General features: G+C 64.3%; 30 protein-coding genes. 18 read left to right on the top strand and 12 right to left on the bottom strand.

Features of this window, described 5'->3' with window-relative positions:
• The first annotated feature begins 48 nt into the window (after window positions 1-48).
• From HU230_RS02665 to HU230_RS02650, 4 genes are all read left to right on the top strand, one after another.
• Window positions 49-1,035: an L-threonylcarbamoyladenylate synthase gene (locus HU230_RS02665; RefSeq protein ID WP_173641297.1), complete on the top strand. Its 987-nt coding sequence runs from the start codon at window positions 49-51 to the stop codon at window positions 1,033-1,035.
• 111 nt (window positions 1,036-1,146) lie between these two features.
• Window positions 1,147-2,574 carry an FAD-binding oxidoreductase gene (locus tag HU230_RS02660; RefSeq protein WP_176533097.1) on the top strand — a complete coding sequence of 476 codons (1,428 nt, stop codon included), beginning with the start codon at window positions 1,147-1,149 and terminating at the stop codon, window positions 2,572-2,574.
• Window positions 2,575-2,588: 14 nt separating this feature from the next.
• Window positions 2,589-3,029, top strand: a complete 441-nt coding sequence (locus HU230_RS02655) for a GNAT family acetyltransferase (RefSeq protein ID WP_176533098.1) — start codon at window positions 2,589-2,591, stop codon at window positions 3,027-3,029.
• 19 nt (window positions 3,030-3,048) lie between these two features.
• A complete protein-coding gene (locus tag HU230_RS02650; RefSeq protein WP_176533099.1) occupies window positions 3,049-3,630 on the top strand; it encodes an NUDIX hydrolase in 582 nt (193 codons plus the stop codon).
• 407 nt (window positions 3,631-4,037) lie between these two features.
• Here HU230_RS02650 and HU230_RS02645 read toward each other — a convergent pair whose 3' ends face one another.
• Window positions 4,038-4,478 (bottom strand): lipid-binding SYLF domain-containing protein, encoded by a 441-nt coding sequence (locus HU230_RS02645; protein WP_176533100.1) that lies wholly within the window; start codon window positions 4,476-4,478, stop codon window positions 4,038-4,040.
• A 259-nt stretch (window positions 4,479-4,737) separates the two neighbouring features.
• On the opposite strand from HU230_RS02645, the gene HU230_RS02640 reads away from it, so the two are divergent.
• Window positions 4,738-4,992, top strand: coding sequence for a hypothetical protein (locus HU230_RS02640; protein WP_176533101.1), 255 nt, complete (start codon window positions 4,738-4,740; stop codon window positions 4,990-4,992).
• Window positions 4,993-5,079: 87 nt separating this feature from the next.
• Here the strand turns inward: HU230_RS02640 and HU230_RS02635 are convergent, their stop codons facing one another.
• Window positions 5,080-5,478 (bottom strand): hypothetical protein, encoded by a 399-nt coding sequence (locus HU230_RS02635; protein WP_224942889.1) that lies wholly within the window; start codon window positions 5,476-5,478, stop codon window positions 5,080-5,082.
• Between the two features lie 199 nt (window positions 5,479-5,677).
• Here HU230_RS02635 and HU230_RS02630 point away from each other — a divergent pair, with 199 nt between their 5' ends.
• Window positions 5,678-6,445 carry an SDR family NAD(P)-dependent oxidoreductase gene (locus HU230_RS02630; RefSeq protein ID WP_176533103.1) on the top strand — a complete coding sequence of 256 codons (768 nt, stop codon included), beginning with the start codon at window positions 5,678-5,680 and terminating at the stop codon, window positions 6,443-6,445.
• 169 nt (window positions 6,446-6,614) lie between these two features.
• Entirely contained in the window at window positions 6,615-6,875 is a 261-nt protein-coding gene (locus HU230_RS02625) for a helix-turn-helix domain-containing protein (protein ID WP_021076090.1), read from the top strand.
• Window positions 6,876-6,878: 3 nt separating this feature from the next.
• Here HU230_RS02625 and HU230_RS02620 read toward each other — a convergent pair whose 3' ends face one another.
• Window positions 6,879-7,865 (bottom strand): hypothetical protein, encoded by a 987-nt coding sequence (locus HU230_RS02620; protein WP_224942887.1) that lies wholly within the window; start codon window positions 7,863-7,865, stop codon window positions 6,879-6,881.
• A gap of 129 nt (window positions 7,866-7,994) precedes the next feature.
• Between HU230_RS02620 and HU230_RS02615 the strand changes: the two genes are divergently transcribed.
• Window positions 7,995-8,525 carry a collagen-like domain-containing protein gene (locus tag HU230_RS02615; RefSeq protein ID WP_176533104.1) on the top strand — a complete coding sequence of 177 codons (531 nt, stop codon included), beginning with the start codon at window positions 7,995-7,997 and terminating at the stop codon, window positions 8,523-8,525.
• Window positions 8,526-8,581: 56 nt separating this feature from the next.
• Here the strand turns inward: HU230_RS02615 and HU230_RS02610 are convergent, their stop codons facing one another.
• Both HU230_RS02610 and HU230_RS02605 read right to left on the bottom strand, forming a co-directional pair.
• Window positions 8,582-8,809: a hypothetical protein gene (locus HU230_RS02610; protein ID WP_176533105.1), complete on the bottom strand. Its 228-nt coding sequence runs from the start codon at window positions 8,807-8,809 to the stop codon at window positions 8,582-8,584.
• Window positions 8,810-8,907: 98 nt separating this feature from the next.
• On the bottom strand, window positions 8,908-9,174 hold the full coding sequence (locus HU230_RS02605; protein ID WP_176533106.1) for a DUF2277 domain-containing protein: 267 nt from the start codon (window positions 9,172-9,174) through the stop codon (window positions 8,908-8,910).
• Between the two features lie 119 nt (window positions 9,175-9,293).
• On the opposite strand from HU230_RS02605, the gene HU230_RS02600 reads away from it, so the two are divergent.
• Window positions 9,294-9,539: a DUF2188 domain-containing protein gene (locus tag HU230_RS02600; RefSeq protein WP_173641286.1), complete on the top strand. Its 246-nt coding sequence runs from the start codon at window positions 9,294-9,296 to the stop codon at window positions 9,537-9,539.
• Window positions 9,540-9,556: 17 nt separating this feature from the next.
• Here the strand turns inward: HU230_RS02600 and HU230_RS02595 are convergent, their stop codons facing one another.
• Window positions 9,557-10,246 (bottom strand): ArsR/SmtB family transcription factor, encoded by a 690-nt coding sequence (locus HU230_RS02595; RefSeq protein ID WP_176533107.1) that lies wholly within the window; start codon window positions 10,244-10,246, stop codon window positions 9,557-9,559.
• 139 nt (window positions 10,247-10,385) lie between these two features.
• Between HU230_RS02595 and HU230_RS02590 the strand changes: the two genes are divergently transcribed.
• The 4 genes from HU230_RS02590 (at window position 10,386) to HU230_RS02575 (ending at window position 12,283) form a co-directional block, all read left to right on the top strand.
• Entirely contained in the window at window positions 10,386-10,787 is a 402-nt protein-coding gene (locus tag HU230_RS02590) for a nuclear transport factor 2 family protein (protein ID WP_176533108.1), read from the top strand.
• Between the two features lie 62 nt (window positions 10,788-10,849).
• Window positions 10,850-11,197, top strand: a complete 348-nt coding sequence (locus HU230_RS02585) for an MmcQ/YjbR family DNA-binding protein (RefSeq protein ID WP_176533109.1) — start codon at window positions 10,850-10,852, stop codon at window positions 11,195-11,197.
• A 156-nt stretch (window positions 11,198-11,353) separates the two neighbouring features.
• Window positions 11,354-11,707 (top strand): hypothetical protein, encoded by a 354-nt coding sequence (locus HU230_RS02580; protein ID WP_176533110.1) that lies wholly within the window; start codon window positions 11,354-11,356, stop codon window positions 11,705-11,707.
• Window positions 11,708-11,869: 162 nt separating this feature from the next.
• Window positions 11,870-12,283, top strand: a complete 414-nt coding sequence (locus HU230_RS02575; protein WP_176533111.1) for a hypothetical protein — start codon at window positions 11,870-11,872, stop codon at window positions 12,281-12,283.
• A gap of 97 nt (window positions 12,284-12,380) precedes the next feature.
• Here the strand turns inward: HU230_RS02575 and bfr are convergent, their stop codons facing one another.
• On the bottom strand, window positions 12,381-12,869 hold the full coding sequence (bfr, locus tag HU230_RS02570) for a bacterioferritin (RefSeq protein WP_050406821.1): 489 nt from the start codon (window positions 12,867-12,869) through the stop codon (window positions 12,381-12,383).
• Between the two features lie 228 nt (window positions 12,870-13,097).
• Window positions 13,098-13,370, bottom strand: a complete 273-nt coding sequence (locus HU230_RS02565; protein WP_016843730.1) for a (2Fe-2S)-binding protein — start codon at window positions 13,368-13,370, stop codon at window positions 13,098-13,100.
• A 382-nt stretch (window positions 13,371-13,752) separates the two neighbouring features.
• Here HU230_RS02565 and HU230_RS02560 point away from each other — a divergent pair, with 382 nt between their 5' ends.
• Window positions 13,753-14,058, top strand: a complete 306-nt coding sequence (locus tag HU230_RS02560) for a hypothetical protein (RefSeq protein ID WP_050422015.1) — start codon at window positions 13,753-13,755, stop codon at window positions 14,056-14,058.
• Window positions 14,059-14,294: 236 nt separating this feature from the next.
• A complete protein-coding gene (locus HU230_RS02555) occupies window positions 14,295-14,579 on the top strand; it encodes a hypothetical protein (RefSeq protein WP_176533112.1) in 285 nt (94 codons plus the stop codon).
• Between the two features lie 87 nt (window positions 14,580-14,666).
• Here HU230_RS02555 and HU230_RS02550 read toward each other — a convergent pair whose 3' ends face one another.
• Window positions 14,667-15,899: a lytic murein transglycosylase gene (locus HU230_RS02550; RefSeq protein ID WP_176533113.1), complete on the bottom strand. Its 1,233-nt coding sequence runs from the start codon at window positions 15,897-15,899 to the stop codon at window positions 14,667-14,669.
• 243 nt (window positions 15,900-16,142) lie between these two features.
• Between HU230_RS02550 and HU230_RS02545 the strand changes: the two genes are divergently transcribed.
• Entirely contained in the window at window positions 16,143-17,255 is a 1,113-nt protein-coding gene (locus tag HU230_RS02545) for a toll/interleukin-1 receptor domain-containing protein (RefSeq protein WP_176533114.1), read from the top strand.
• A 30-nt stretch (window positions 17,256-17,285) separates the two neighbouring features.
• On the opposite strand, the gene HU230_RS02540 is transcribed toward HU230_RS02545, so the two are convergent.
• Both HU230_RS02540 and ettA read right to left on the bottom strand, forming a co-directional pair.
• Window positions 17,286-17,870, bottom strand: a complete 585-nt coding sequence (locus HU230_RS02540; RefSeq protein WP_176533115.1) for a TIGR00645 family protein — start codon at window positions 17,868-17,870, stop codon at window positions 17,286-17,288.
• Window positions 17,871-18,036: 166 nt separating this feature from the next.
• Window positions 18,037-19,686: an energy-dependent translational throttle protein EttA gene (gene ettA, locus HU230_RS02535; protein ID WP_092124590.1), complete on the bottom strand. Its 1,650-nt coding sequence runs from the start codon at window positions 19,684-19,686 to the stop codon at window positions 18,037-18,039.
• A 271-nt stretch (window positions 19,687-19,957) separates the two neighbouring features.
• On the opposite strand from ettA, the gene HU230_RS02530 reads away from it, so the two are divergent.
• Together HU230_RS02530 and HU230_RS02525 are read left to right on the top strand one after the other, a co-directional pair.
• Window positions 19,958-20,200, top strand: coding sequence for a hypothetical protein (locus HU230_RS02530; protein WP_176533116.1), 243 nt, complete (start codon window positions 19,958-19,960; stop codon window positions 20,198-20,200).
• Between the two features lie 127 nt (window positions 20,201-20,327).
• Entirely contained in the window at window positions 20,328-21,290 is a 963-nt protein-coding gene (locus HU230_RS02525; RefSeq protein ID WP_176533117.1) for a D-2-hydroxyacid dehydrogenase family protein, read from the top strand.
• Between the two features lie 73 nt (window positions 21,291-21,363).
• Here HU230_RS02525 and HU230_RS02520 read toward each other — a convergent pair whose 3' ends face one another.
• Window positions 21,364-22,611, bottom strand: a complete 1,248-nt coding sequence (locus HU230_RS02520) for a L,D-transpeptidase (RefSeq protein ID WP_176533118.1) — start codon at window positions 22,609-22,611, stop codon at window positions 21,364-21,366.
• Window positions 22,612-22,917 lie beyond the last annotated feature (306 nt).

Here is a 22,917-nt window from a genome sequence, read left to right as displayed (position 1 = left end):
GGGGACCGCAAGGGACCACGAGGCACCCAATTGAGGAATCTAGTCACAGTGGATACAGGCCTGAAAACGCACATTTTGCCCGCCGGCGCCGCCGCCACGGCGACCGCGGCCGGGGTTCTGGCCGAGGGCGGCCTGGTGGCGTTTCCAACCGAGACGGTTTATGGCCTCGGCGCCGACGCCGGCAACGCCGCCGCGATCGCCCGGCTCTACCAGGCCAAGGGGCGGCCGGCCTTCAATCCGCTGATTGCCCATGTCGCCGATCTCGGCGCCGCGCGCCGGATCGCCCTGTTCGATGGGCAGGCGTTGCGACTGGCGGAAGCGTTCTGGCCCGGTCCCCTCACCCTGGTGCTGCCGAAGGCGCTCTCCTGCCCGGTCGCCGAGCTCGCAACCGCCGGGCTCGATACAGTCGCTATACGCATTCCGGCCCACAAGGTGGCGCGCGACATCATCAAGGCGTTCGGCGGTGCCGTGGTAGCGCCGTCGGCCAATCTCTCCGGCCATGTCTCGCCAACCACAGCAGAGCATGTGAACGGCGATCTGGCGGGCCGGATCGACCTGATCGTCGACGGCGGCCCGGTCGAGGTCGGCGTCGAATCCACCATCGTCGGCTGCTTCTCCGATCCCGTGCTGCTGCGGCCGGGCGGGCTGACGCGCGCCGAGATCGAGCGCGTGCTCGGCCATCCGCTGCAATCGCCGCCGCCCGATGCGGAAGGCGACGCCCAGCCGATCGCCCCAGGCATGCTCGCGTCACATTATGCACCGCGGACACCGGTCCGGCTCAATGCGAGCGATGTCCATGTCGGTGAAGCCTTGCTGGCGTTCGGGCCGGTCAAGGTCGGGCGGCGCGAATGCGCGTCCGTGGAAATGAACCTGTCCGAGCGCGGCGATCTCGCCGAGGCCGCCGCCAATCTGTTCGGCTACCTTCGCACGCTCGACACGAGAAACGCAGATGCTATCGCCGTGATGCCCATTCCCGAGGACGGGCTCGGCGAAGCCATCAATGACCGGCTGCGCCGCGCAGCGGTTGGGCGGTAGCAAGCATGACCCGGAAAGGTGCGAGCCGGTTTTCGCCGCGACAAACGCCAGGCGTTTGCGCAGAGGTCATGCCTCGATAAAGATCCCGACTGAGTGAAAGACCAAGAAAAAATGAACATCGTCCAATCAGCGGTGCCGCCGCTTCCGCCCGAATTGCTTGCAAGATTCCGCGCCATCGTCGGCGACAAATATGCCGTGACCGATGCCGCCGACATCGAGCCTTACGTCACCGAGGAGCGCGACCTGTTTCACGGCCGCTCGCCGCTGGTGCTGCGCCCGGGCTCGACCGCCGAAGTCGCCGCGATCTGCAAGCTTGCGAGCGAGCACAGGATCGCGCTGGTGCCGCAGGGCGGCAACACCGGCCTGGTCGGCGGCCAGACGCCGCATCATGGCGAGGTCGTGGTGTCGCTGCGGCGCCTCGACAAGATCCGCGACATCGACGTCGAATCCAACGCCATGACCTGCGAGGCCGGCGTGGTGCTGCAAATCGCGCAGCAGAAGGCGAGCGACGTCGACCGGCTGTTCCCGCTGTCGCTCGGCGCCGAAGGCAGCTGCACCATCGGCGGCAACCTTTCGACCAATGCCGGCGGCACCGGAGCGCTCGCCTATGGCGTGGCACGCGAGATGGCCCTCGGCGTCGAGGTCGTGCTCGCGGATGGCCGCGTGCTCAATGCCTTGTCCAAGCTAAAGAAGGACAACACCGGCTACGACCTGCGCAACCTCTTCATCGGTGCCGAAGGCACGCTCGGCATCATCACCGCGGCAACCTTGAGGCTGTTTCCGAAGCCGCGTGCGGTCGAGACCGCCTATGTCGGCCTGAAGTCGCCGGCGGCGGCATTGAAGCTGCTGTCGATCTCGCGCAACGAGGCGGCAGGCAGCCTGACGAGCTTCGAATTGCTCGCCGACATCGCGGTCGATTTCTCGATCCGCCACGGCATCGATATCCGCGATCCGCTGGAGGGCAAGCACCCCTGGTACGTGCTGATGGAATTGTCGTCGTCGCGCGACGATGCGCGCGACGCGCTGGAGGCGATCCTCGCCCAGGGCATGGAAGACGGCATCGTCGATGACGCGGTGATCGCCGCCAATCTGAGCCAGCGCCAGGCGTTCTGGAAGCTGCGCGACGAGATGTCGGCGGCGCAGAAGCCGGAGGGCGGTTCGATCAAGCATGACATCTCGGTGCCGGTCGCAGCCGTTCCCGCCTTCATCGCGGAGGCCAATGCGGCGGTCGTGAAGCTGATCCCGGGCGCGCGGCCGGTGCCGTTCGGCCATCTCGGCGACGGCAACATCCACTACAATGTCAGCCAGCCGGTCGGCGCCAATGCCGCCGACTTCCTGGCGCGCTGGCACGACGTCAATGCCGTGGTGTTCGAGATCGTGCTGCGGATGGGCGGCTCGATCTCGGCGGAGCATGGTATCGGCGTGCTCAAGCGCGACGAGCTGCCTGACGTCAAGGACAAGGTCGCGATCGAGCTGATGCGGCAGGTCAAGGCGATGCTCGATCCGCTCGGCATCATGAACCCGGGCAAGGTGTTGTGATCGTGCAGGCGACAATGCCCTCCTCTCTCGCCATTGCAGAGATCACCGACGCCGACGTCGCCGCTGTCGTCGCGCTGTGGCGGGTGTGCGGCCTGACGCGGCCGTGGAACGATCCGGCTGCCGACATCGCATTGGCACGACGCGGACCGAGCTCGGCCGTACTGGTCGGCCGCAACTCGGACGCGATCGTCGCAACCGCAATGGTCGGTCATGACGGCCATCGCGGCTGGGTCTATTACGTCGCGGTCGACCCCAACCTCCAGGGCAAGGGCCTTGGCCGCACCATCATGGCGGCGGCCGAGGATTGGCTGCGCAACGCCGGAGTGCCGAAGCTGCAATTGCTGGTGCGCCGGGAGAACGCCAAGGCCGGCGCATTCTACCAATCGCTCGGCTATGAGGAGTCGACCTCCGTGATGCTGGCCAAATGGCTCGACGGCCGCGAAGCCACGCCGTGACAGAGTTGAGGATCGACGCATGAGCATCGCCGACCGCGTCCGCGTCAAGGACGTCCAGCTGCTGTCGAAGCGCCGCTACGAGCTGAAGAGCGCGACCTTCGACTACCGCCGCAGCAATGGCGAATGGCAGACCCAGGTGCGCGAGGTCTACGACCGCGGCAACGGCGCCACGCTATTGCCCTATAATCTCAAGACCCGGACCGTGGTGCTGGTGCGCCAGTTCCGCTACCCAGCGTTCGCCAGCGGCTATGACGATCTCCTGATCGAGGCCGCCGCCGGCATGCTCGACGATGCCGCGCCGGAAGCACGCATCCGCGCCGAGGCGGAGGAAGAGATCGGCTACCGGCTCTCGCATGTGCGCAAGGTGTTCGAAGCCTTCATGACGCCGGGCGCGGTAACCGAGAAGCTGCATTTCTTCGTCGCCGAATACGACGCCGCGATGCGCGTCAGCGATGGCGGCGGGCTCGCGGACGAGGGCGAGGACATCGAGGTGCTGGAGCTTGCGATCGACGACGCGCTCGCCATGATCAGCGACGGCCGTATCGTCGACGGCAAGACCATCATGCTGCTGCAGTACGCAGCGCTGCATCTGTTCAGGTAAGCACCGCCGCGGTCACGCGCAGGGAGGTGCGTTGCCAAATTGTCGAAAACAACCCCATGCAAAGGAGCCAGCAGCGGCGGCCGGCGTTCGACCAGGCCACTTGACACGTCGGGCAACTCACGGCTACGATTCTAATATTCCGAAATCACGCAGGCGCGCACACTGCCCGCTAGAGCCGTTTCGTTCCGACGGGATCGCAACGCGGCTCTCGATTCCTCTTTTGACGCTTTATTTCACGCGAAGCCGGTAGCCACTTCGCTCGATAATGCTCTAGCCGCGCCATCCTGAGGTGCGAGCCTCGTCGGCGAGCCTCGAAGGATGAATCGGCCACCAGCCGGGCCGTGCATCCTTCGAGGCTCGCAAGTGCTCGCACCTCAGGATGACGGGGATAGATTGGACAAAACGCGCTACTGCATCGTGATCGCAAGTCCGCTCAGATCGGCGTTGGCCATCAGGCCGACCTGGTGGCCGGTCAATTCGAGCACCGCGCCCTTCTGATTGGTCAGCACGATCGCGCGCGCGCCGCGGCCGAGGGCAAGCCCGGCGCCCGCCGCGCCATAGACGCCGGCAACGTCGGACGGGCGGTTGATGTTGCTGACGCGGCCGCGCAGCACGGTCTTAGAGCCGCCGAACACCAGGCCGTAGTCGAGACCGCCGGTGGACAGCCGATAGGAGCGGCCGCGGAACGTCAGAACGCCACTGCCGCCGGAGCCGCCGATGAACCATCCGGCCTTGTAGATCGTGAGCGTCACGAAGCCGCTGTCGGCGCGCGCGGCGGTGGAGACAGCGAGGCCGGTGAAGGCCATCAGTGCAACCAGCGCCGCGCGAAGGGTGGATGAAAGTTTCATGTGCGGTCTCCCCGGGATTGGCTCACGTCGATTTGCTCGCGTCGCGACGCGGGCACGAATCGCAATGCGCCGACTGTAGCAAGCGCGTCGTCAGGCGCATTTTGGCACAGCAGGCGTCCATTGGTGACGGGAATGTCCGCGCAAGCGGCGTTGAACCTGTTCCCGGGGTTGCAACACTCACTGCATGTCCGGGGCGATCGGCCCCTGAGCTCCAGGATTTCCCCGCGGAGCGTTCACTTTTTCAAACCGGAGATTTTCCATGCGTCGTCTTGCGATTGCCTGTGCCGCCATGGCCGCCGCTGTGTCCATGCTTGCCGCGGCAAGCCCAGCCAGCGCCACGCCCTACCATCTGATCCGTTGGCAAGACACCGGCTTCTGCCAGATCTGGGACCAGAGCATTCCGACCACGCCTTGGCCGGCGAACTTCGCCGTCGTCAGCGAGGAGCTGCCGAGCTTCGACGCCGCGTTCAGCTACAAGACCGGCCTCCTCAACAACGGCACCTGCTCGTTCTGAGCGCCGCCCCCGATCACGCACAGGGCAGACACGCGGCAACAACGCGGCGTCCGCCCTTGTGCTGTCAGGCCGTAGCGCCATCGCGCGTCAGTGATGCTTGATCAGCGCGTCACGCGCAGCGGCGAGTTCGAGGAATGCCGGGCCGTTGCCGCCGCCGTCGGGATGCACCGTCTTGGCGGCGCGCTTGAACGCCTGGTGGACCTCGTTCGCCGCGAGGCGGCGGCCGAACGGCAGGCCAAGCAACTGCCGGTAGCGCTCTTCCTGCGTCAACGCCTTCGGCGTCAAGCCACGCCGGCCGAACTGCGGCGCGGACAGCATGTGCAGCGCATCGCTGACGATGCCGAGACGGCGCAGCGCCATCGATCTGGTCCGGCGGTCGGCCGATTTCAGCGCCGCCTGGCGCAGGATCGGCAGCACCTGCGCGGCCGCATGCCGCAGCGTTTCGTCGATGTCGGTCGTGGCGATCTCGGCGATCATTCTGGCCATTTCGCTATAGTCGGGATCAGGCGCCGCGCAGAAGCGAGCGATTGCACCTTTCCAATGTCCGATATGCGGGTCCATGATCGGTCCGTACTGTCATCCGAATCCGGATAACAGCAACGCGCAAACGCGGCTTGGCGTTTCTGTTGGCGCAGTTTTGAATAGTGTTGTCGACAACGCTCATAAATCAGAACGAGGAAACACCATGGCCCTTCTCGACAATCACATCGCCGTCATCACGGGTGCAGGCTCGGGCATCGGCCGTGCCATCGCCGCGGGCTACGGCCGCGAGGGTGCGCGCGTGGTGCTGCTCGACATGAACGGCGATGCGGCGGCGGAAGCGGCCAAGGAGATCCGAGACGCCGACGGCAAGGCGGAGAGCTTTGCGCTCGACGTGACCAATCTCGACGCCTGCATCGCGATGGCGAAGCAAATCGCCGACAAGGTCGGACCTGTCTCGATCCTGGTCAACAATGCCGGCATCGCTCGCCGCAACGGCATGCTCGGCGCCGACGAGGCCGTGATCAAGGATTGGGAAGACATCATCTCGATCAATCTCACCGGCGTCTTCAACGTGACGCATTCCTTCCTCGCACCGCTGCGCAAGAACAAGGGCCGCATCGTCAATATCGGTTCGATCCAGTCCTTCGTGCATCTGCGCACCCCGAGCTCACCGGCCTACACCGCCTCCAAGCACGGCGTGCTCGGCTTCACCAAGGCATTGGCCGCCGAGCTCGGCAAGGACGGCGTGCGCGTCAACGCGATCGGCCCCGGCTTCATCGAGACGCCGCTGAACGAGAAGGTGCGCGCCTCCAATCCCGACCTCGTGAAAGTCTTCATGGACCACACCCCGCTCGGCCGCGCCGGCAAGCCCGAGGACATCGTCGGCCCCGCGATCTTCCTCGCCTCGGACCTCTCGGCCTATGTCTCGGGATCGATCGTGATGGTCGACGGCGGCTACCGGACACTGTGACGGATGGAACCGCAATCGTGGCGATTTCTGGGTATTTTGCTTACAAAGCAGGGAGTTAGGGGCGCGTTAAGGAATTGTTAACCAAACCGGCACACCGTTGATTTACGGGGTAGTTGGTTCTCGATGTCTGCGCCTCATCGACGAGGCGGGCGTTGATCGGGAGGAGTTCATGTCTTACGCATCCACCGTACCGTCGCCGGAAGCACTGCTGCCGTCGCTGGCTCCAAATGAAATCGTTCCGCTGCTGATCGGCGCGACCGTCGATGAAGTCGAGCGGGAACTGGTGCTGCAAACGCTCGCGCGCTGCGACGGCAACCGCACCCGTGCCGCGCGCGTACTCGGACTGTCGGTGCGGACGTTGCGGAACAAGATCCGCGAATATTCGGCCGACGGCATCGACGTGCCGCACAGCGAGCACGCCGCGGCGTAGGGGTCAGATCGGCAGATCGATCGCAAGACGCCGCCAGCGCGACAGCAACGCGCTGGCATCGTCATCGAGGCAGCGTGCGAGACGCACGTCGGTCGTCGCAGTCCGTTGCAGCGTCCCGGCCACCAGTGCGGTCGCATAGTCCCAATAGTCGCGCCGGCCGTTCGGATCCGCCGCAACCAGGGATTTTGCGAGGATCTCGACATAGATTGCGGTGGCAGCCTTGTGCCAGAGCTGACCTGCGCGCAGCTCCGCTGCGGGCGCGCTGGCCCGCGCCCGCCACATCAGCCAGTAGTTTTCCTCTCCATTTGCCCAACCCGATGACGGCGGAGTCGGATCAAGACATGGCGAGCTGCACGCAAGCGGCCGCATCGTGCGCGCGTCGCAGAACACGGAATATTCGAGCTTGTGGTACCAGCTTGCGCGCAGCAATCGGCGGATCTCGTCCCGCTCATCCGTCGCGAGCTGCCGCCTGCCGGTCCGCTCGAGATCGGCGATGATCGCGGCCACGCGATCGCGATCGAATGGCTCGACCTCCAGCACCACGCCGATATTGTTCGGAAACAGCGCATCGAGCATGGCGACCATCTCGCGATAGAACGCGCGCGCCAGGCCGCCGCCGCGCCACGCCTTCGCGATGCCGACATGGTTGCAAAAGATCAGGTCGCTTGCGTGATCGTAGGTGAAGAAGCCGAGCCCGACCGCGCGCCCGGCGCCGGCGCGCAGGATGAAGCAGCGCGAGTCGAGACGATAGGACATCTCGTGGCCGCCGACGCTGAAGCGTCGCCGCTCGCCGACATCATCCGACAACAGCCAGCGCACAATGTCGTCGGGGCTGTCGCGCTCGCTCGCGGGAAAGAGCTCTTCATAGAGCTCGAGCACACCCGTGCTGCGAAAGGCGGCTTCGTCGAACACATCGTGCCGCGTCACGACGATGTCGAGCGATTGCGGTTCGCTCGCGCCTTCGCGGTACATGCCGTCCAGAACCCGCAACACGCCCTCCGTTGTCATATGCGCATGGAATTATGACTGTTGATCGGTTGCATCGGCGTCGGCAGGCAGAATTGAAGCCGTGCTCCAACCTCTGTTACAAGCGGCTTCAAATCGCGACGGAGCATATCAGTGGCTGACGAGACAACTTCCCGCCAGGGGCAACGGGGACCACAGGGGCCGCAGGGCCGTCAGGGCGAGCCGGGAAAGCCCGGACCGCAGGGACATCCGGGACGGCCCGGGCCGGAAGGTGCGCGCGGCAAGCCGGGTCCGCAGGGCAAGGCGGGCGCGGTCGGAAAGGCAGGTCCCCAGGGCAAGCCGGGAGCGCAGGGCAAGGCTGGCGTGCAGGGGCCGCGCGGCGAAGCTGGTCCACAGGGGCCGCAGGGTCCGGCCGGCCCACGCGGTGAAGCCGGCCCGCCCGGACAATTGCCGTCGATCGAGCAGGTGATGCCGTGGCTGCACATGATCTTCGACGCCTGGGAGGACTACAAGCGCACCAAGGAGCGTGAAGCCGCCGAGCTTGCCGAGCGCGATGCCGCAGAGCGCGCGGCAGCGGAGGCGATCGCCCTTGACGTCGACGCGGTCGATTTCGCTGATGATGATGACGACGAGGACGACGATCACAAGAAAAAGAAGAAGCACCGCAAGAAGGACAAGAAGTAACCCTTCTTGTCCTCACGCCGCGACTCGGCCAGCTGTGTCCGTGTCGCGCTCGATGCTCATCGCTCGGTGCCCGGATTGGCCGGAGGATCGGACGGCCGGGCGAGTTGCATGAGCTGAAAGACCCAGCGCATCGCGTAGTACCAGGCAACACCCGCGAACGCCCCGCAGGCCGACAGGATCATGACGTTGGCGAGGTCGATCGTGCCGCTCGACCACAGCATGCCGCAGGTCCAGAGCACGGCGAACGCAATCGAACAGAATGTGAGCAGGGCGGCAGGCTTCATGGCGTTTGCTCCGGGACCGGGGTGAACGGCCATGATACCTGGGGGCATGGCGCCATACCGTGACCTGCATCACGGAATGCGCGAGCCTCAGCCTGGCCTCAGCCGAACCGCAGCCGCGAACGCTCCCTCGCCTTCTCAGCCTCCACCTCGCGATCGCGCGCCGGCGACGTGGTCTGCAACGAGATCAGGAGCCTGCGCGCGGCGTCCGAGACCTCGGTCACGGCAAGGTTGAAGGCGACCTCATTGGCCTGCGACGGCTTGTTGAAGCCGGACAGTTTGCGCACGAATTGCAGCGCCGAGGCGTGGATCTCGTCCTCGGTGGCGGGCGGCTCGAAGTTGAACAGCGTCTTGATATTGCGGCACATGTCGGTTTCCCTCGCCCGCACCTCGGGGCTTGTGTCTCAAGGACGATCGGCTGCTGCAAAATACGACATCGTGGTCTATTCTGGCAGCCTCATCGTCCACGATGGAAACGAGGTTCCGGATGAGCCACGTGATCTACAAGGTCGTCCAGCACGACGGCGGCTGGGCCTATACCGTCGACGGGGTGTTCTCGGAGCCGTTTCCAACCCACGCCGCGGCGCTTGCGGCCGCCCGGCGCGCCGCCAACGAGCAGCGTGTTCCCGGGCGCACCGAGGCGATCCAGTACGAGACGTCGGACGGCAAATGGCTGACCGAAACCGCCTCCGGCAATGACCGCCCGGAGACCGAGGTCGAGGACGGCCGCTAGTATCACATTCGGCGGCTTCAGAACGGGACCTGCACGCCGAGCCGGTCGAAGAACGCCCGCCCCCGGTCGGTGATCCGCAATGCGCGCGGAATCCGATGCGGCGCAACGCCGCGCATCGTGACCAGCCGCGCCAGCACGGCATTGGCGAATGGGCCCGCGAGATGCGGCACGCGCTCAGTCCAGTCATTGCAGAGCCGCAGGTGCAGCTGCCGCGCCGGATCGAAATCGATCTCCTCGGCGCTGCACCAAGCCAGCCCCTGCTCCGTCACGCGACCATCGCGGCCGTCGATGACGACGAGGCGACGCCGCACCAGCGCATTCGACAGCAGCACGCCGAGCTGGCCCGCCAGATGATGGTAGCAGGTGCGCGATTGCCTGAGCTGCTCGGCGGGCATCGCGCGCTTGCGCCCGGCCGTGGCTTTCGCCGCAAGATCGACCAGGTTCTCGATCAGCGCCGCGACGTCGTCGTCCCTGATCCGGTAATATCTGAACCTGCCCTGTGCCCACACCGACAGCACGCGCGCATCCACCAGCTTCTGCAGATGCGCACTGGCGCCTTGCGGCGAAATGCCGGCCACCGCAGCTAGCTCGCCGGCCGGCAGCGCCTTGCCGTCGGCCAGCGCACTGACCATGGCCTCGCGCACCGGATCGCCCAATGCCTCGGCGATCCGCGAAAATCCCGTCTGCACGGATTGGGATGATCTCACCGCATCGTCCTCCAGATCGCGCAACAACGTCCTAGCCGCATTCGCCGTGCCGTGAAACTCATTTCAGTTTTTCCTGAAACGTTGCGCCGACCTTCTCCGCTCAAATCGGTGCCATCAGACGAAACGCAAGGGAACAATCATGACAGCCAACAATACCGACGCAGAACGCATCTACAGGCTCTGGGACGAGGCCCTCGGCAACAAGGACCTCGAGGCGGCGCTGGCGCTCTATGCGCCCGATGCTTCGATCGAAAGCCCGCTGGTCCAGCACCTGATGCAGACCACGGACGGGATCGTCCAGGGCCGCGCCGCGCTGCGCGCGTTCATCACGCGCGTGTTCCGCACCAACCCGCCGCAGCGGCGGCGCTTCAAGCAGGGTTTCTTCAGCGACGGCCGAATCCTCACCTGGGAATATCCGCGCCAGTCCCCGGATGGCGATCAGATGGACCTCGTCGAGGTCATGGAGATCGAGGACGGCCTGATCCAGCGTCACCGTGTCTATTGGGGATGGTATGCGCTGAACGTGCTGAGGGCGAGCTAGCTGGACACGCCTCCATCAGCAACACGTGTTAGGCTCCGCCGACGAGATCGAGGTCGGCGACCATGTCCGCAACCCGCTTCCGCCGCACAGCGCTGAGCCTGCCCGAGGTGATTGAGGGCGCGCATCACGGCACCGCCGACTTTCGCGTCGGCAACCGCATCTTTGCGACGCTCGGCTATCCCGACAAGGATTGGGGCATGGTGAAGCTGACGCCGGAGCAGCAAGCGATAGTGGTCGAGGCCGAACCAGAGATCTTCCGGCCGGTGCCGGGCGGCTGGGGCAAGGGCGGCAGCACCAATGTCCGTCTCGCGAAAGCCGATCAGGTCACGCTGCGCAGCGCGCTCACAATGGCGGGGGACAATATCGCGGCGAAGCCTTCGAAGACGACGCGCGCGAAAAAGCGATCCTGAACTCCGCGATCCCGCACTGCATCAAGCAGGACTGCGCCGCTCCGCCGATTCTTTGAGCATGCATCCCGCGTGCGGTTCGTGCCTAATCGCGCCAACACCGGATTCGCGCAGCGGACGTTGCGCGGATCACGCAGAAGTTTTCGCCGGAGGGATGCAATGCGAAGGCTCACGCATGGCGCGGTGCTTGCGTGGCTCGCCATGATGGCGGGCGCAGCGCTGGCGTTCGACAACGGCCAATACGACAACGTACCGCCCGATATCCGCGCCTGGTTCAAAAGCGTGATCGCGCCCAACGGCGTGGCGTGCTGCGATATCTCCGACGGCCATCGCACGAGCTATGACGTTCGGGGCGGCGCCTATTGGGTGCCGATCGAGGGCGAATGGATGATGGTGCCGGAGCGCGCGATCATCCGCGATCGCGGCAACCCGGTCGGCGAGGCTGTGGTGTGGTACGTGCACCACCGCGGCAACATCATAATCAGCTGCTTCGTTCCCGCGGACGCGGTCTGACGCGCCGCCACGCAATCGCATCAATTTGAAACATATACCTCCTGTTAACCTTACTTTTTAACCAATAATTAAGGATGAGTTTGCGGGCGCCCTCAGGTGCGGCCTAGCGTCTGCACAGATGCTCCGTAACCGCGAGTGGTGCCGGCCATGGCTTGTCGAACAATGGCGTATCGAACATATGGGGCGCTGATGGCGTCCCTCGGCGTTGCAGCGCTGCTGCTTGCTTCCTCGACCGCGACCCATGCGAGATCCGGGACGGCGCCGCGCGGCACGTTTTCCGCGCACCATCCGGCTTTCCGTCATCATGTGCGCGTGCCCGGCATCGTGTTGCCGGGGACAAGCGGATATTACGAGGACGCCGTCGCCGGCGTTCCCTTCGCCGCAGAGGTCCCGGCGCCGGCGTCGAACGACGTTCGCTACACCTACACCCAGGACGTGCCCTGGGATTGGGCGCATCGATATCCGCCGGCCGTCGTGCCGTCGGATCGGCCTTATGTATCGAGCTGCCCCACCGAGAGCGTGACGGTGCCTGGCCGCGGCGGCGATCGCACCATCAACATCATCCGCTGCTACTGACCGATCGCTTCATCCGGATCGCGAAAACGAAAGAGGCCGCTCGCAAGGACGGCCTCTCGCATTTTTGAAAGCCGCTCTCCGAGCGCGACGAGGCCGATCAGGACTCCTCGCCCTTCAGATGACCGACGTGCTTCTGGGTGTAGAGTTCAAGACCGATGCGCTTGATCAGGTCGAGCTGGGTCTCGAGAAAGTCGATGTGATCTTCCTCGTCCTTCATCAGCTGCTCGAACAGGTCGCGGCTGACATAGTCCTTGACGCCGTGGCAGTAGGTCGCCGCCTCCTGATAGAGCGTGCGGGCGCCGATCTCGGCGGCCAGGTCACACTCGATGATCTCCTTGACGTCCTGGCCGATCTTCAGGGGATCGAGCACCTGCAGGTTCGGGAAGCCGTCGAGGAACAGGATGCGATCGACGAATTTGTCGGCGTGCTCCATCTCCTCGATGGACTCCTTGCGCCAGACCTTGGCCATCTCCAGCAGGCCCCAATTGTTGAGCATCCGGTAGTGCAGCCAGTATTGATTGATGGCAGTCAGTTCGCTGCGCAGCCCCTTGTTCAGATAATCGATGACCTTCGGGTCGCCTTGCATGATCCACTCCACCTGTCGCGGCCAAGATAGGCCCGCACTGAATTTAGAATGCTTCTAAATCAGATTACCGGAGAGAGCAACCCGTCGCGGAAGCAGCGCGTGGATAACCGGTTTCGGGCGATTTGCGGAGGCAGAGAGCTTCCGCCGACGCGGCAGCCGGATTGCATGAAGAAAACGCATCGAAACGAGAAAGCTTCGGCTCTGCGTCGATCAGAACCGAAAATGGCCCTAGCAGGCCGCGAGCGCGAATTCGGCCGGCTCGGCGTCTTCGTTGGCGGCATGCGGATGGCCGCTGTGGGGGCAGCCGGAGCAACAGGCCTTGGCGCAGGGGCCAAGCGCCTCGTCGATGATCGCCTTGATGGTGCGCGCGCAGCGGCCGCATTCGGCGCTACAGCCGAGGCAGCCATACACCTGCTTTGCATTTCGTGTCACAGACCCGCCGCCATTGACGGCATTGCGGACATCGTGGTCGCTGAGGACGTTACAGGAACAGACAATCATCAGAGGAGGCGGGTCCAACGGGTGATGCTCGCCAATATGGATATTGTCGGCCCCGCCCGGATGCAAAAGGAAAAAGCCGTTCTTGTAGCAATTCCAAACTGATGCGGGATTCATATTGGAATGAATCTAAATCGTCCGGTCCCGCCTTTCGGGAATAAGAGATCCATCAGGCCGGTCTCCCGAGCCAATCCCGGCTTCCACCGCAAGCACCAGTTCACTGCGGCTACAAGCTTGTGCGTTGCAAGATAAGCCAAAAGCTGCAAGCATTTGGACCCGAATACGGCAGCGTCGTTCATTGATCATTCAAGCGGAATATGGAACCCTTAAGGCGAGACAGATCGCCCACGTACGCTGTCCCTGCTCCCGTGAGAAAGGTGAGGTCATGAAGAAGACATTGCTGGCGCTTTGCGCCGCCGCCACTCTGGCGGTTTCGGCTGTGGCGGTGCCCGCCCCCGCCCAGGCACAACGCGGTGTCGCCGCCGGCGTCGCTGCGGGATTGATCGGTGGCGCCATCGTCGGTGGCGCGATCGCTTCGCAGAACGGCTACTACGGTCCCGGCTATGGCTACTACGCGCCCGGTCCGGCCTATGTCGCCGAGCCCGGTTACGGTCCCGATTGCTTCTGGCAGCGCCAGCGGTTTTGGGACGGCTACACCTGGCGCGTTCGCCGCGTGCGCGTTTGCGATTGATCGCCGTTCATCTCGATTAATTCGAACCAGATGTCCCGGAAAACCGACTGTTTCTCCGGGACATCTACTGTAGAAGGCCAGAAAAAACCGCTTTTCTGCGCGATGAGCCTGCGGACGTTTACTTTCGGTTGACTGTTCTGCGCTGTTTAGCAAGACAGCAGTTCGAGATCAGCGTGTGAGTCACCTAAACCCGGCGCCGAACCACGTCGCCACCATCTTCCAGGAGAGCCAAAGACATGAAGAAGACTTTAGCTGCCCTTGTCGCCGTTACCACGATTGCCGGCTCGCTGGCGGTTGCTCCGGCTGCCAAGGCTGGTGACGGCGGCGCCGTCGCGGCCGGCGTTGCCGGCGGCCTGATCGGCGGCGCCCTGCTCGGCGGCGCGATCGCAGGCGCCCGTCCCGCCCCGGTCTATGTTGCGCCGGCACCGGTTTACGTCGAAGAAGCTCCGTGCCGCTGGGTTCGTGAGCGCTTCTGGGACGGCTACGGCTGGCGCTTCCGTCGCATCCAGGTTTGTGACTGATCGACCGACACGCTTTCAGCATCACCCTCGAAAACCCGGCCTCGCGGCCGGGTTTTTGTTTTTCGCCACCAGGCAGGCTTGTGGAGGTCAGCGCTGCCCGTTCATCGCGCGCAGCACCGCCTCGCTCGGCCAGCAATCGACCTTCAGCCCGGCCTGCTTCTGATAGGCGCCGAGCGCGGCGCGGGTCTGCATCCCGGCCTTGCCGTCGAGCTTGTCCTTGTAGAGCCCGATCTTCGTCAGCTGCTGCTGCATCGCCTCGACGTCGGCCGAGCGCAGCTGCTTCGATGCCGACCATGGCGTCGCGAATGGCTGCGGGCTCGTCATGCGGTCGGCGAGATGGCCGACGAACAGCACGTAGAGATCGGAGAAATTGTACTCCTTGATCACGAAGTAGTTCGGCGTGGTCAGGAAGGCCGGACCGTAGATGCCTTCAGGCTGCAGCAGCGAGGCCGATTGCGCCTGCTCGGTGGCGCTGAGCTTCTGCCCGCGCACCGGCACGAAGCCTGCCCGCAGCCACTGGCTGATCGGCTTGGTCACTTCAGGCACGCCCATCGTGCAATCGGCATTGCCCGGCGCCTGCACCTCATAGGCCCAGCGCACGCCGGGCTGCCAGCCCTTGTTGACAAGCTGCTGCGCGGCAGAAGCGAGCGCGTCCGGCACCGAGTGCCAGATGTCGACCCGGCCGTCGCCGTCGAGGTCGACGCCGTGCTTGTAGTACTCCGACGGCAGGAACTGGGTGTAGCCGGTCGCCCCCGCCCAGGATGAGCGCAGCTCCTTGCGCGTCACGGCGCCCTCACTGAGGATCTTCAGCGCGAGGATGAACTCGGTGCGGTACTGATCCTTGCGGCGGCCGACATAGGCCTGCGTCGCCACCACGCGCAACGTGTCGTAGGGCAGTGAATAGCGGCCATAGTCGGTCTCGCGGCCCCAGATCGCCAGCACGATGGTGGCCGGCACGCCGAACCGCTTCTCGATCGCGTCGAGCGACGGACGATACTTCTGCAGCAGCCGCTGCCCCTCCGCGGCGAGCCGCGCGATCGAGGCCTCCTTGATGTAGTCGGCCGGCACCTGCACGAACTCGGCCTGCGCCGGCGCGCCCGTCTTCGGCCGTCCCGGCAGGATCAGGTCGGGCAGCTTGTAGTCGGGCTCGAGGGAGCGCGTCTCGCGATCGAAGGTTTCGCGCGACACGCCGGCCGCCTCGGCCTCCGGCCATAGCGAGGCGATGAACTGGGTGAACGCGGCGTCGGCGGCGGATGCGGGCCGCTGCAGCGGCACACACAGCAGCACCGCGCATGCGACGATGGTGGCTGGCCATTTCATGATCGATCTCACCTGGTGTCTCGAATCCGAAGTTCGTATCATTCGCCGCACCTTCGGAGCGAACTTCGGCTTCGACAAGGACACTAGCAAACTTATGATTCTAGTGTGCTTTATGAATGCGAAGGTCGTGAAAGCGGCTGCCGCGAAATCGCACGAACTTCGCATTCAGCACACTAGCGGAAACAGGCATTGCAACGTGGATTCGGCAATGTCAGAATTCAATTCTGGGTGGTAAGTTTTGCCATGCGCATATTTTTGTCATTTCCCTCCGAATTGGAATCGCAGGCTGACAACATTGCTCAGTCCCTGCGTAATTGTGACCATGACGTCTTCTTTTCGCACGACGATCTCCCGCCGGGCGACAGCTTCGATGCGCGCGTCGAAAAAGCCATCGAAAGCAGCGATTTTATGGTGTTCCTGATCAGCCCGGCATCGGTGACCAAGGGACGCTACACCTTGAGCGAACTCGCCTTTGCCCGAGCCAAATGGCCGAACCCGAGCAATCGCGTGCTGCCGGTGATGATGGCGCCGACCCCGCTCGACCAGGTCCCGGCCTATCTCAAGGCGGTCACGATCCTGGAGCCGCAGGGCAGTGCCGCGGCCGAGACGCGCGCCGCGGTGGACCGCATGCTGGCGGCCGAGCGCGCGCAGTCGCGCGGCCGATCCAGTTGGCCCTTCGTCGTGCTGGCGCTTTTCTCGGTTGTCGGCAGCTTCATTACCGTGAGGTATGCCACCGGCGTTCTGCAATATTCGTTCGTGGATTCCACGCCGACCGGTGGAATAACGATCCTGCCCGGTGTGATATTTGGATTGGTGATCGCGACCTGCAACTTCATCTTTGGCGTCAAGGACCGGTTCCAGCTGGCACTGGTGGTTGCGGTGACGGCAGCGGCCTGGATCGCGGCCTACGATGCCAGCAGCGTCACGCTTCAGTCACTCGGCCAGTATTCGAAAGCTGTCGCCACCGCTGACGCCGGTACCGCCGACACAACCGCCACCCCCGCCGAGGTCAGGGACACGCTCGGCAATAATCCGTTCATGGGCTACGTCATCGGCAGCGTCGGAGGAGCCGTTGGCGGCGCGATCACAATTCTTGGCGTCCTGCTGACCAATCCCGGCTTCAGGCGGCTCGACAGCGTTGTCGTGAACTGGATCGCTGCCATAGCTGCCGGAGCCGTTTACGGCGCGATCGTCAAATTCCCGGACTGGCTGGCCTGGCTGGTGCTATTCGGCGTCTGGCAGACCACATTCATCCTCGCAATGGCGCGCGGATTCCCGCGCGGGGCCGAGGAAATCCCGGAATGGCTGGGCAGGATCACCACACCGGCATTGTTCGGCCAGCGCGCGGCGCGATGACGCCGCGCCAGCCATTATTAGTTGTCCCGGCTAATGCCCAACCTGCTGCTTGGCACCCTCGATCGAGTCGTTCGACAGCCTGTCGACGATGGCGATGCCGATCGCCGACAGGATGAAGACGCAGTGGATGATGGTCTGCCACATCACGCCGGTCTCGGTGTAGGTGCCCTTGCCGGACGACAGCGCACCGGCCTCGATGAAGGTGCGCAGCAAGTGGATCGAGGAGATGCCGATGATCGCCATCGCCAGCTTGATCTTCAGCACGCTGGCATTGACGTGGCTGAGCCATTCCGGCTCGTCCGGATGTCCCTGCAGATTGAGGCGCGACACGAAGGTCTCGTAGCCGCCGACGATCACCATCACCAGGAGGTTCGAGATCATGACGACGTCGATCAGGCCGAGGACGGCCAGCATGATCTGCTGCTCGCTGAAATCGAAGGCATGGGCGAACAGGTGCCACAGCTCTTTCAGGAACAGCACGACATAGACGCCCTGGGCGATGATCAGGCCGACATAGAGCGGCAATTGCAGCCAGCGCGATCCGAAGATCAGCATGGGAACGGGACGCAGCGGCCGGCCCTTCGAGCGGGCGGGCGCGTCTGATAGTGCGGACATGTTGGGGGGCTCGCGGAATTGAGAATTGCGGAGCGCTCTATCTACGCAATCCCGCGCACTTGAAAAGCGACAACTGGCCGCAGATTGCGCCGCGATGCCGTCACGATCCTGCAAACGGGGAACAGTCGAACGCGGCAAGATGGCCGCGTCGACCGCTTGAACCGATTCAACGCGTCAGCTTCTTGTACTTCACGCGGTGCGGAATGATGCTGTCCTGGCCGAGCCGGCGCATCTTGTCCTTTTCGTAATCCTGGAAGTTGCCTTCGAACCATTCGACATGGCTGTCGCCCTCGAAGGCCAGGATGTGGGTCGCGATGCGGTCGAGGAACCAGCGATCGTGGCTGATGATGACGGCGCAACCGGCAAAATCCTCCAGCGCCTCTTCCAGCGCACGCAACGTGTCGACGTCGAGGTCGTTGGTCGGTTCGTCGAGCAGCAGCACGTTGGCGCCCGACTTCAGCATCTTGGCGAGATGCACGCGGTTGCGTTCACCGCCCGACAGCGCGCCGACCTTCTTCTGCTGATCGGCGCCCTTGAAGTTGAACGACGAGCAATAGCCGCGCGAGTTGACTTCCTTCTTGCCGAGCAGGATCAGCTCGTTGTTGCCTGAGATCTCCTCCCACACCGTCTTCTTGCCGTCGAGCGCGTCGCGCGACTGGTCGACATAGCCGAGATGTACGCTCTCGCCGACGGTGATGGAGCCCTTGTCCGGCGTCTCCTGCTTGGTGATCATCCTGAACAGCGTGGTCTTGCCGGCGCCGTTGGCACCGATCACGCCGACGATGCCGCCCGGCGGCAGCTTGAAGGTGAGATCGTCGATCAGCATGCGGTCGCCAAAACCCTTGCTGAGGCCTTCGAAGTCGACAACGTTCTGACCGAGGCGCTCGGCAACCGGAATCGTGATCTGCGCGGTCTGGGTCTGCTTTTCACTGGCCTGTTTCAGCAGCTCCTCATAGCGCTGGTAACGTGCCTTGGACTTGGCCTGACGCGCCTTTGGCGAGGATGCGATCCACTCCTGCTCGCGGGCCAGCGTCTTCTGATGCGCGGCGTCCTCGCGACCTTCCTGCTCGAGCCGCTTCTGCTTCTGCTGCAGCCAGGACGAATAGTTGCCCTCGTAGGGGATGCCCTTGCCGCGGTCGAGCTCGAGGATCCAGCCCGTGACGTTGTCGAGGAAGTAGCGGTCGTGGGTCACGATCAGGATCGCGCCGGGATAGTTGCGCAGATGGCCTTCCAGCCACGACACCGACTCGGCGTCGAGATGGTTGGTCGGTTCGTCCAGCAGCAGCAATTCCGGCTGGTCGAGCAGCAAGCGGCACAGCGCGACGCGGCGGCGTTCACCGCCCGAGAGCTTGGTGACATCGGCATCGTCGGGCGGGCAGCGCAGCGCGTCCATCGCCTGGTCGACCTTGCTGTCGAGATCCCACAGGCCCTGCGCCTCGATCTCGTCCTGCAGCTTGGTCATCTCGTCAGCCGTCTCGTCCGAGTAGTTGACGGCCAGCTCGTTGTAGCGGTCGAGGATCGCCTTCTGCTTGGCGACGCCGAGCATGACGTTCTCACGGACGTTGAGTGCGGAATCGAGGTGCGGCTCCTGCTCGAGATAGCCGACGCGGGCGCCCTCGGCGACCCAAGCCTCGCCGTTATACTCCTTGTCGAGGCCGGCCATGATCTTGAGCAGCGTCGACTTGCCCGAGCCGTTGACGCCGAGCACGCCGATCTTGGCGTCCGGATAGAAGCTCAAATGGATGTTATCGAGCACCTTCCGGGTCGGATACGCCTTGGTCAGACCCTGCATGAAATAGATGAACTGGCGAGCCATCCGCTGTCCCTGGAATTGATCCGATTTGTGGAAATTTTGCTGCCGCCGATGTAACGGCCGGCCCCCGAAAGCGCAACCGCGGGGCGGTCGTTTTCCATCCGTTCACCACGTTCCGTCCATTCGCCACGGGTGATTACGGGTTCGACGCCGTGTGCGCGCCGAATCACGACAATTGAAACTATCTTTTAATAAATCAGGCCAAAACTCGTTCTCAACGCCGAAAACGGCGATTTTCGCGGCAGAACCGCGACCAAACAGTTGAGGCCACGTCATGGCTACCATCATTTCAGCCCCTCTTTCGCGCCCGACGACCAAACGCGAGGCGATGCTGTTCGCCGAATTTAGCGCCTTCTGGCGGGCTTTCGTTGCCAAGGCTTTCAATCCCTACCGGCCGGAACTGCACTATATGCGTGGCCCGGGTCCGGCCTGCCGCGCCAAGCAGATGGCGCTGTCGCCGGCGGTCCGCTCGATGCTCGCCGATATCCGCACCGCGAAGACGCGCAAGCCATCCTGAGCCATCTGGCAATCGCCTCTTTTTGAGACCGCGGCCGCTTGCGCGCCTGCCGATTGCGCGCGACCATCCAGGGCTCCCCGACGGTTGACTGGCCGCCGTCGCCCCTCACCCTGAATGGACCTTTCCGATGACGCGGCTCCGCTGTGCAATCCTCGACGACTATTTCGACATCGCGCTTTCGCTGGCCGACTGGCCGTCGATCAAGGACCGCGTCGAGGTCACCGTGTTCGACAAGCCGTTCGCGAGCGAGGCGGAAGCAGCGGCCAAGCTGAAGGATTTCGAGATCATCTGCGCGATGCGCGAGCGCACGGCGTTCCCGCGCAGCCTGCTCGACGCGTTGCCCAGGCTGAAGCTGCTGATCACGTCGGGCATGCGCAACGCCGCGATCGACATGGAGGCCGCCAAGGAGCGCAACGTGGTGCTGTGCGGCACCCAATATAGCCGCGATCCCACCGCGGCCCTGACCATGGGCCTGATCCTGGAATTGACCCGCGGCATCGGCCGCGAGAATGCGCGGATGCACGCCGGCGAGGCGTGGCAGAGCTTTGCCGGCACCGAGATCGAGGGCAAGACGCTCGGTGTCATCGGCCTCGGCAAGCTCGGCAGCAAGGTCGCCGGCATGGCCAAGGCGTTCGGCATGGACGTGATCGCCTGGAGCCCCAACCTGACGCCGGAGAAATGCAAGGAGACCGGCGTCGGCTACGCCAGCAAGGACGAGCTGTTCGCGACATCAGACATCATTACCATCCATGTCGTGCTGAGCCCGCGCTCACGCGGGCTGGTCGGCGCCGCCGATCTCGCCCGCATGAAACCATCAGCCTATCTCGTCAACACCGCACGCGGGCCGATCGTTGACGAAGACGCGCTCCTTGCGGCACTGCGCGAGAGGAAGATCGCCGGCGCCGGCATCGACGTGTTCTCGGTCGAGCCGCTGCCGTCAGATCACCCGCTCCGCAAGCTCGACAATGTCGTGATCACGCCGCACCTCGGCTATGCGACCCGCGAGAGCTTGCAGACGCACTATCAGCAGATGGTCGCGTGCATCGACGCTTTCACCAAAGGCAGCGAGCCGCCGCGGCGGCTGGCCTGAGATCGGACATCGATCGGCAAATAAAAAAGGCGCGCTGTTCGCGCGCCTTTTTCTTGAAGAATTGCCGGTTGGCCTAGCGCACCGTGACCGGCGCGGGCAGCGGCTGGACCGAGGTCGGCTGCGTGCCGGGCAGCGGCGCGGCCTGGGCCTGCGTCGGCGCGGGAGCCATCGGGTTGGGCGGCGGCGCGGCGGAAGCCGTCGTCGTTCCCGGCGGCGGGCCACCTGGCAGCACGACCACGCGGGTGCCGACCTTGGCGCGTTCGAACAGGTCCGAGACGTCCTCGTTCAGCATGCCGATGCAGCCCGACGAGACGAACTTGCCGATGGTCGATGGCTGGTTGGTGCCGTGAATGCGGTACACAGTCGAGCCGAGATACATCGCGCGGGCGCCGAGCGGGTTGCCGGGGCCGCCTGCCATGAAGCGCGGCAGATAGGGCTGACGCTCGATCATCTCGGTCGGCGGATGCCAATCCGGCCACTCGGCCTTGCGGGTGATCTTCTGCACGCCGGTCCAGGTGAAGCCGTCGCGACCAACGCGGACGCCGTAACGGATCGCCCGGCCATTGCCGAGAATGTAATAGAGGTAGGTGTTCGCCGTATCGACGACGATGGTGCCTGCCGGCTCCTTGGTCGCGAACGCCACTTCCTGGCGGCGCAGATTCGGGGACAGTTGCGCCGGACCGTCTTCCGGCTGCTCGTCCGGCGGTAGCGCCGCGATCTGCACCGGCTTGCCATTGGCATCGACCGGAGCCTGCTGCTGCGGCACCGCTCCGGTAACGCCCTCGGGCGGGCGCATGCCGCCGCGGTCGTCGCCGTAGGACACGCCGGCGGCCGGAACGCCGTTGTCGCGATTGGCCTGCTGCGCGCCCGGACGATCGCCATAGATCACCGGCGGCGGTCCCATCGGCCGGCCATAGCGCGGATCGTCGGGCGACATCACTGGACCGGTCGGCGCACCACGGTCGGAGTAGACCGGCTGGGAATTCATCGGGCGGCCGTAGCGCGGATCGTCCGGCGACATCACGGGACCGGACGGCGCACCACGATCGGAATAGACCGGCGCATTCATCGGGCGGCCATAGCGCGGGTCATCCGGCGACATCACTGGGCCGGGCGGCGGCAGTCCGGCCGAATTGCGCGGCGAGTCTTCATCGTCGAGCGAGTCGAAATCCGGCATGCTGCCCTGCGAGTAGGGCTGCGGCGCGGCCGAATAGACCGGGCCCTGGGGAGCCGGATAGCTCTGCTGCGCACGCGCAAGTGAGGTTCCCGCCACGCCGAGAGCCGCGGCAGCGCAAATCGTCAGAATGCGGTTGATCATCATTGCTCTGTTATAGTCCCCAAGCCACACCGGACTGTTAACGGCCCAATGCAGGAAGATAGCGGCGCATTCAAGACAAATCCGCGAAATCCGGGCCATTTCGGGCTTTTGTGATGTGCCGTCAGCGCTGCGGCAAAGATGTCTCATGGGTCGGGAATGTTTGTCCACCTGCCCAAAGTCATCAATCACCCGCATTTTGTAACAAACAGTCTCCGAGGGTTGCGATATCTTCGAATCGGCCTGATTCGCGCTCGCGACGCTGGCTTTCTTGTGTGGTCACCGCGTTCCCTCGACATCAAAGACCCTCCC

It is taken from the genome of Bradyrhizobium quebecense (genome assembly GCF_013373795.3).
Lineage (GTDB): Bacteria > Pseudomonadota > Alphaproteobacteria > Rhizobiales > Xanthobacteraceae > Bradyrhizobium > Bradyrhizobium quebecense.
The sequence above is the reverse complement of the archived record's forward strand: the minus strand, read 5'-3'. Positions and strand labels throughout refer to the sequence as shown.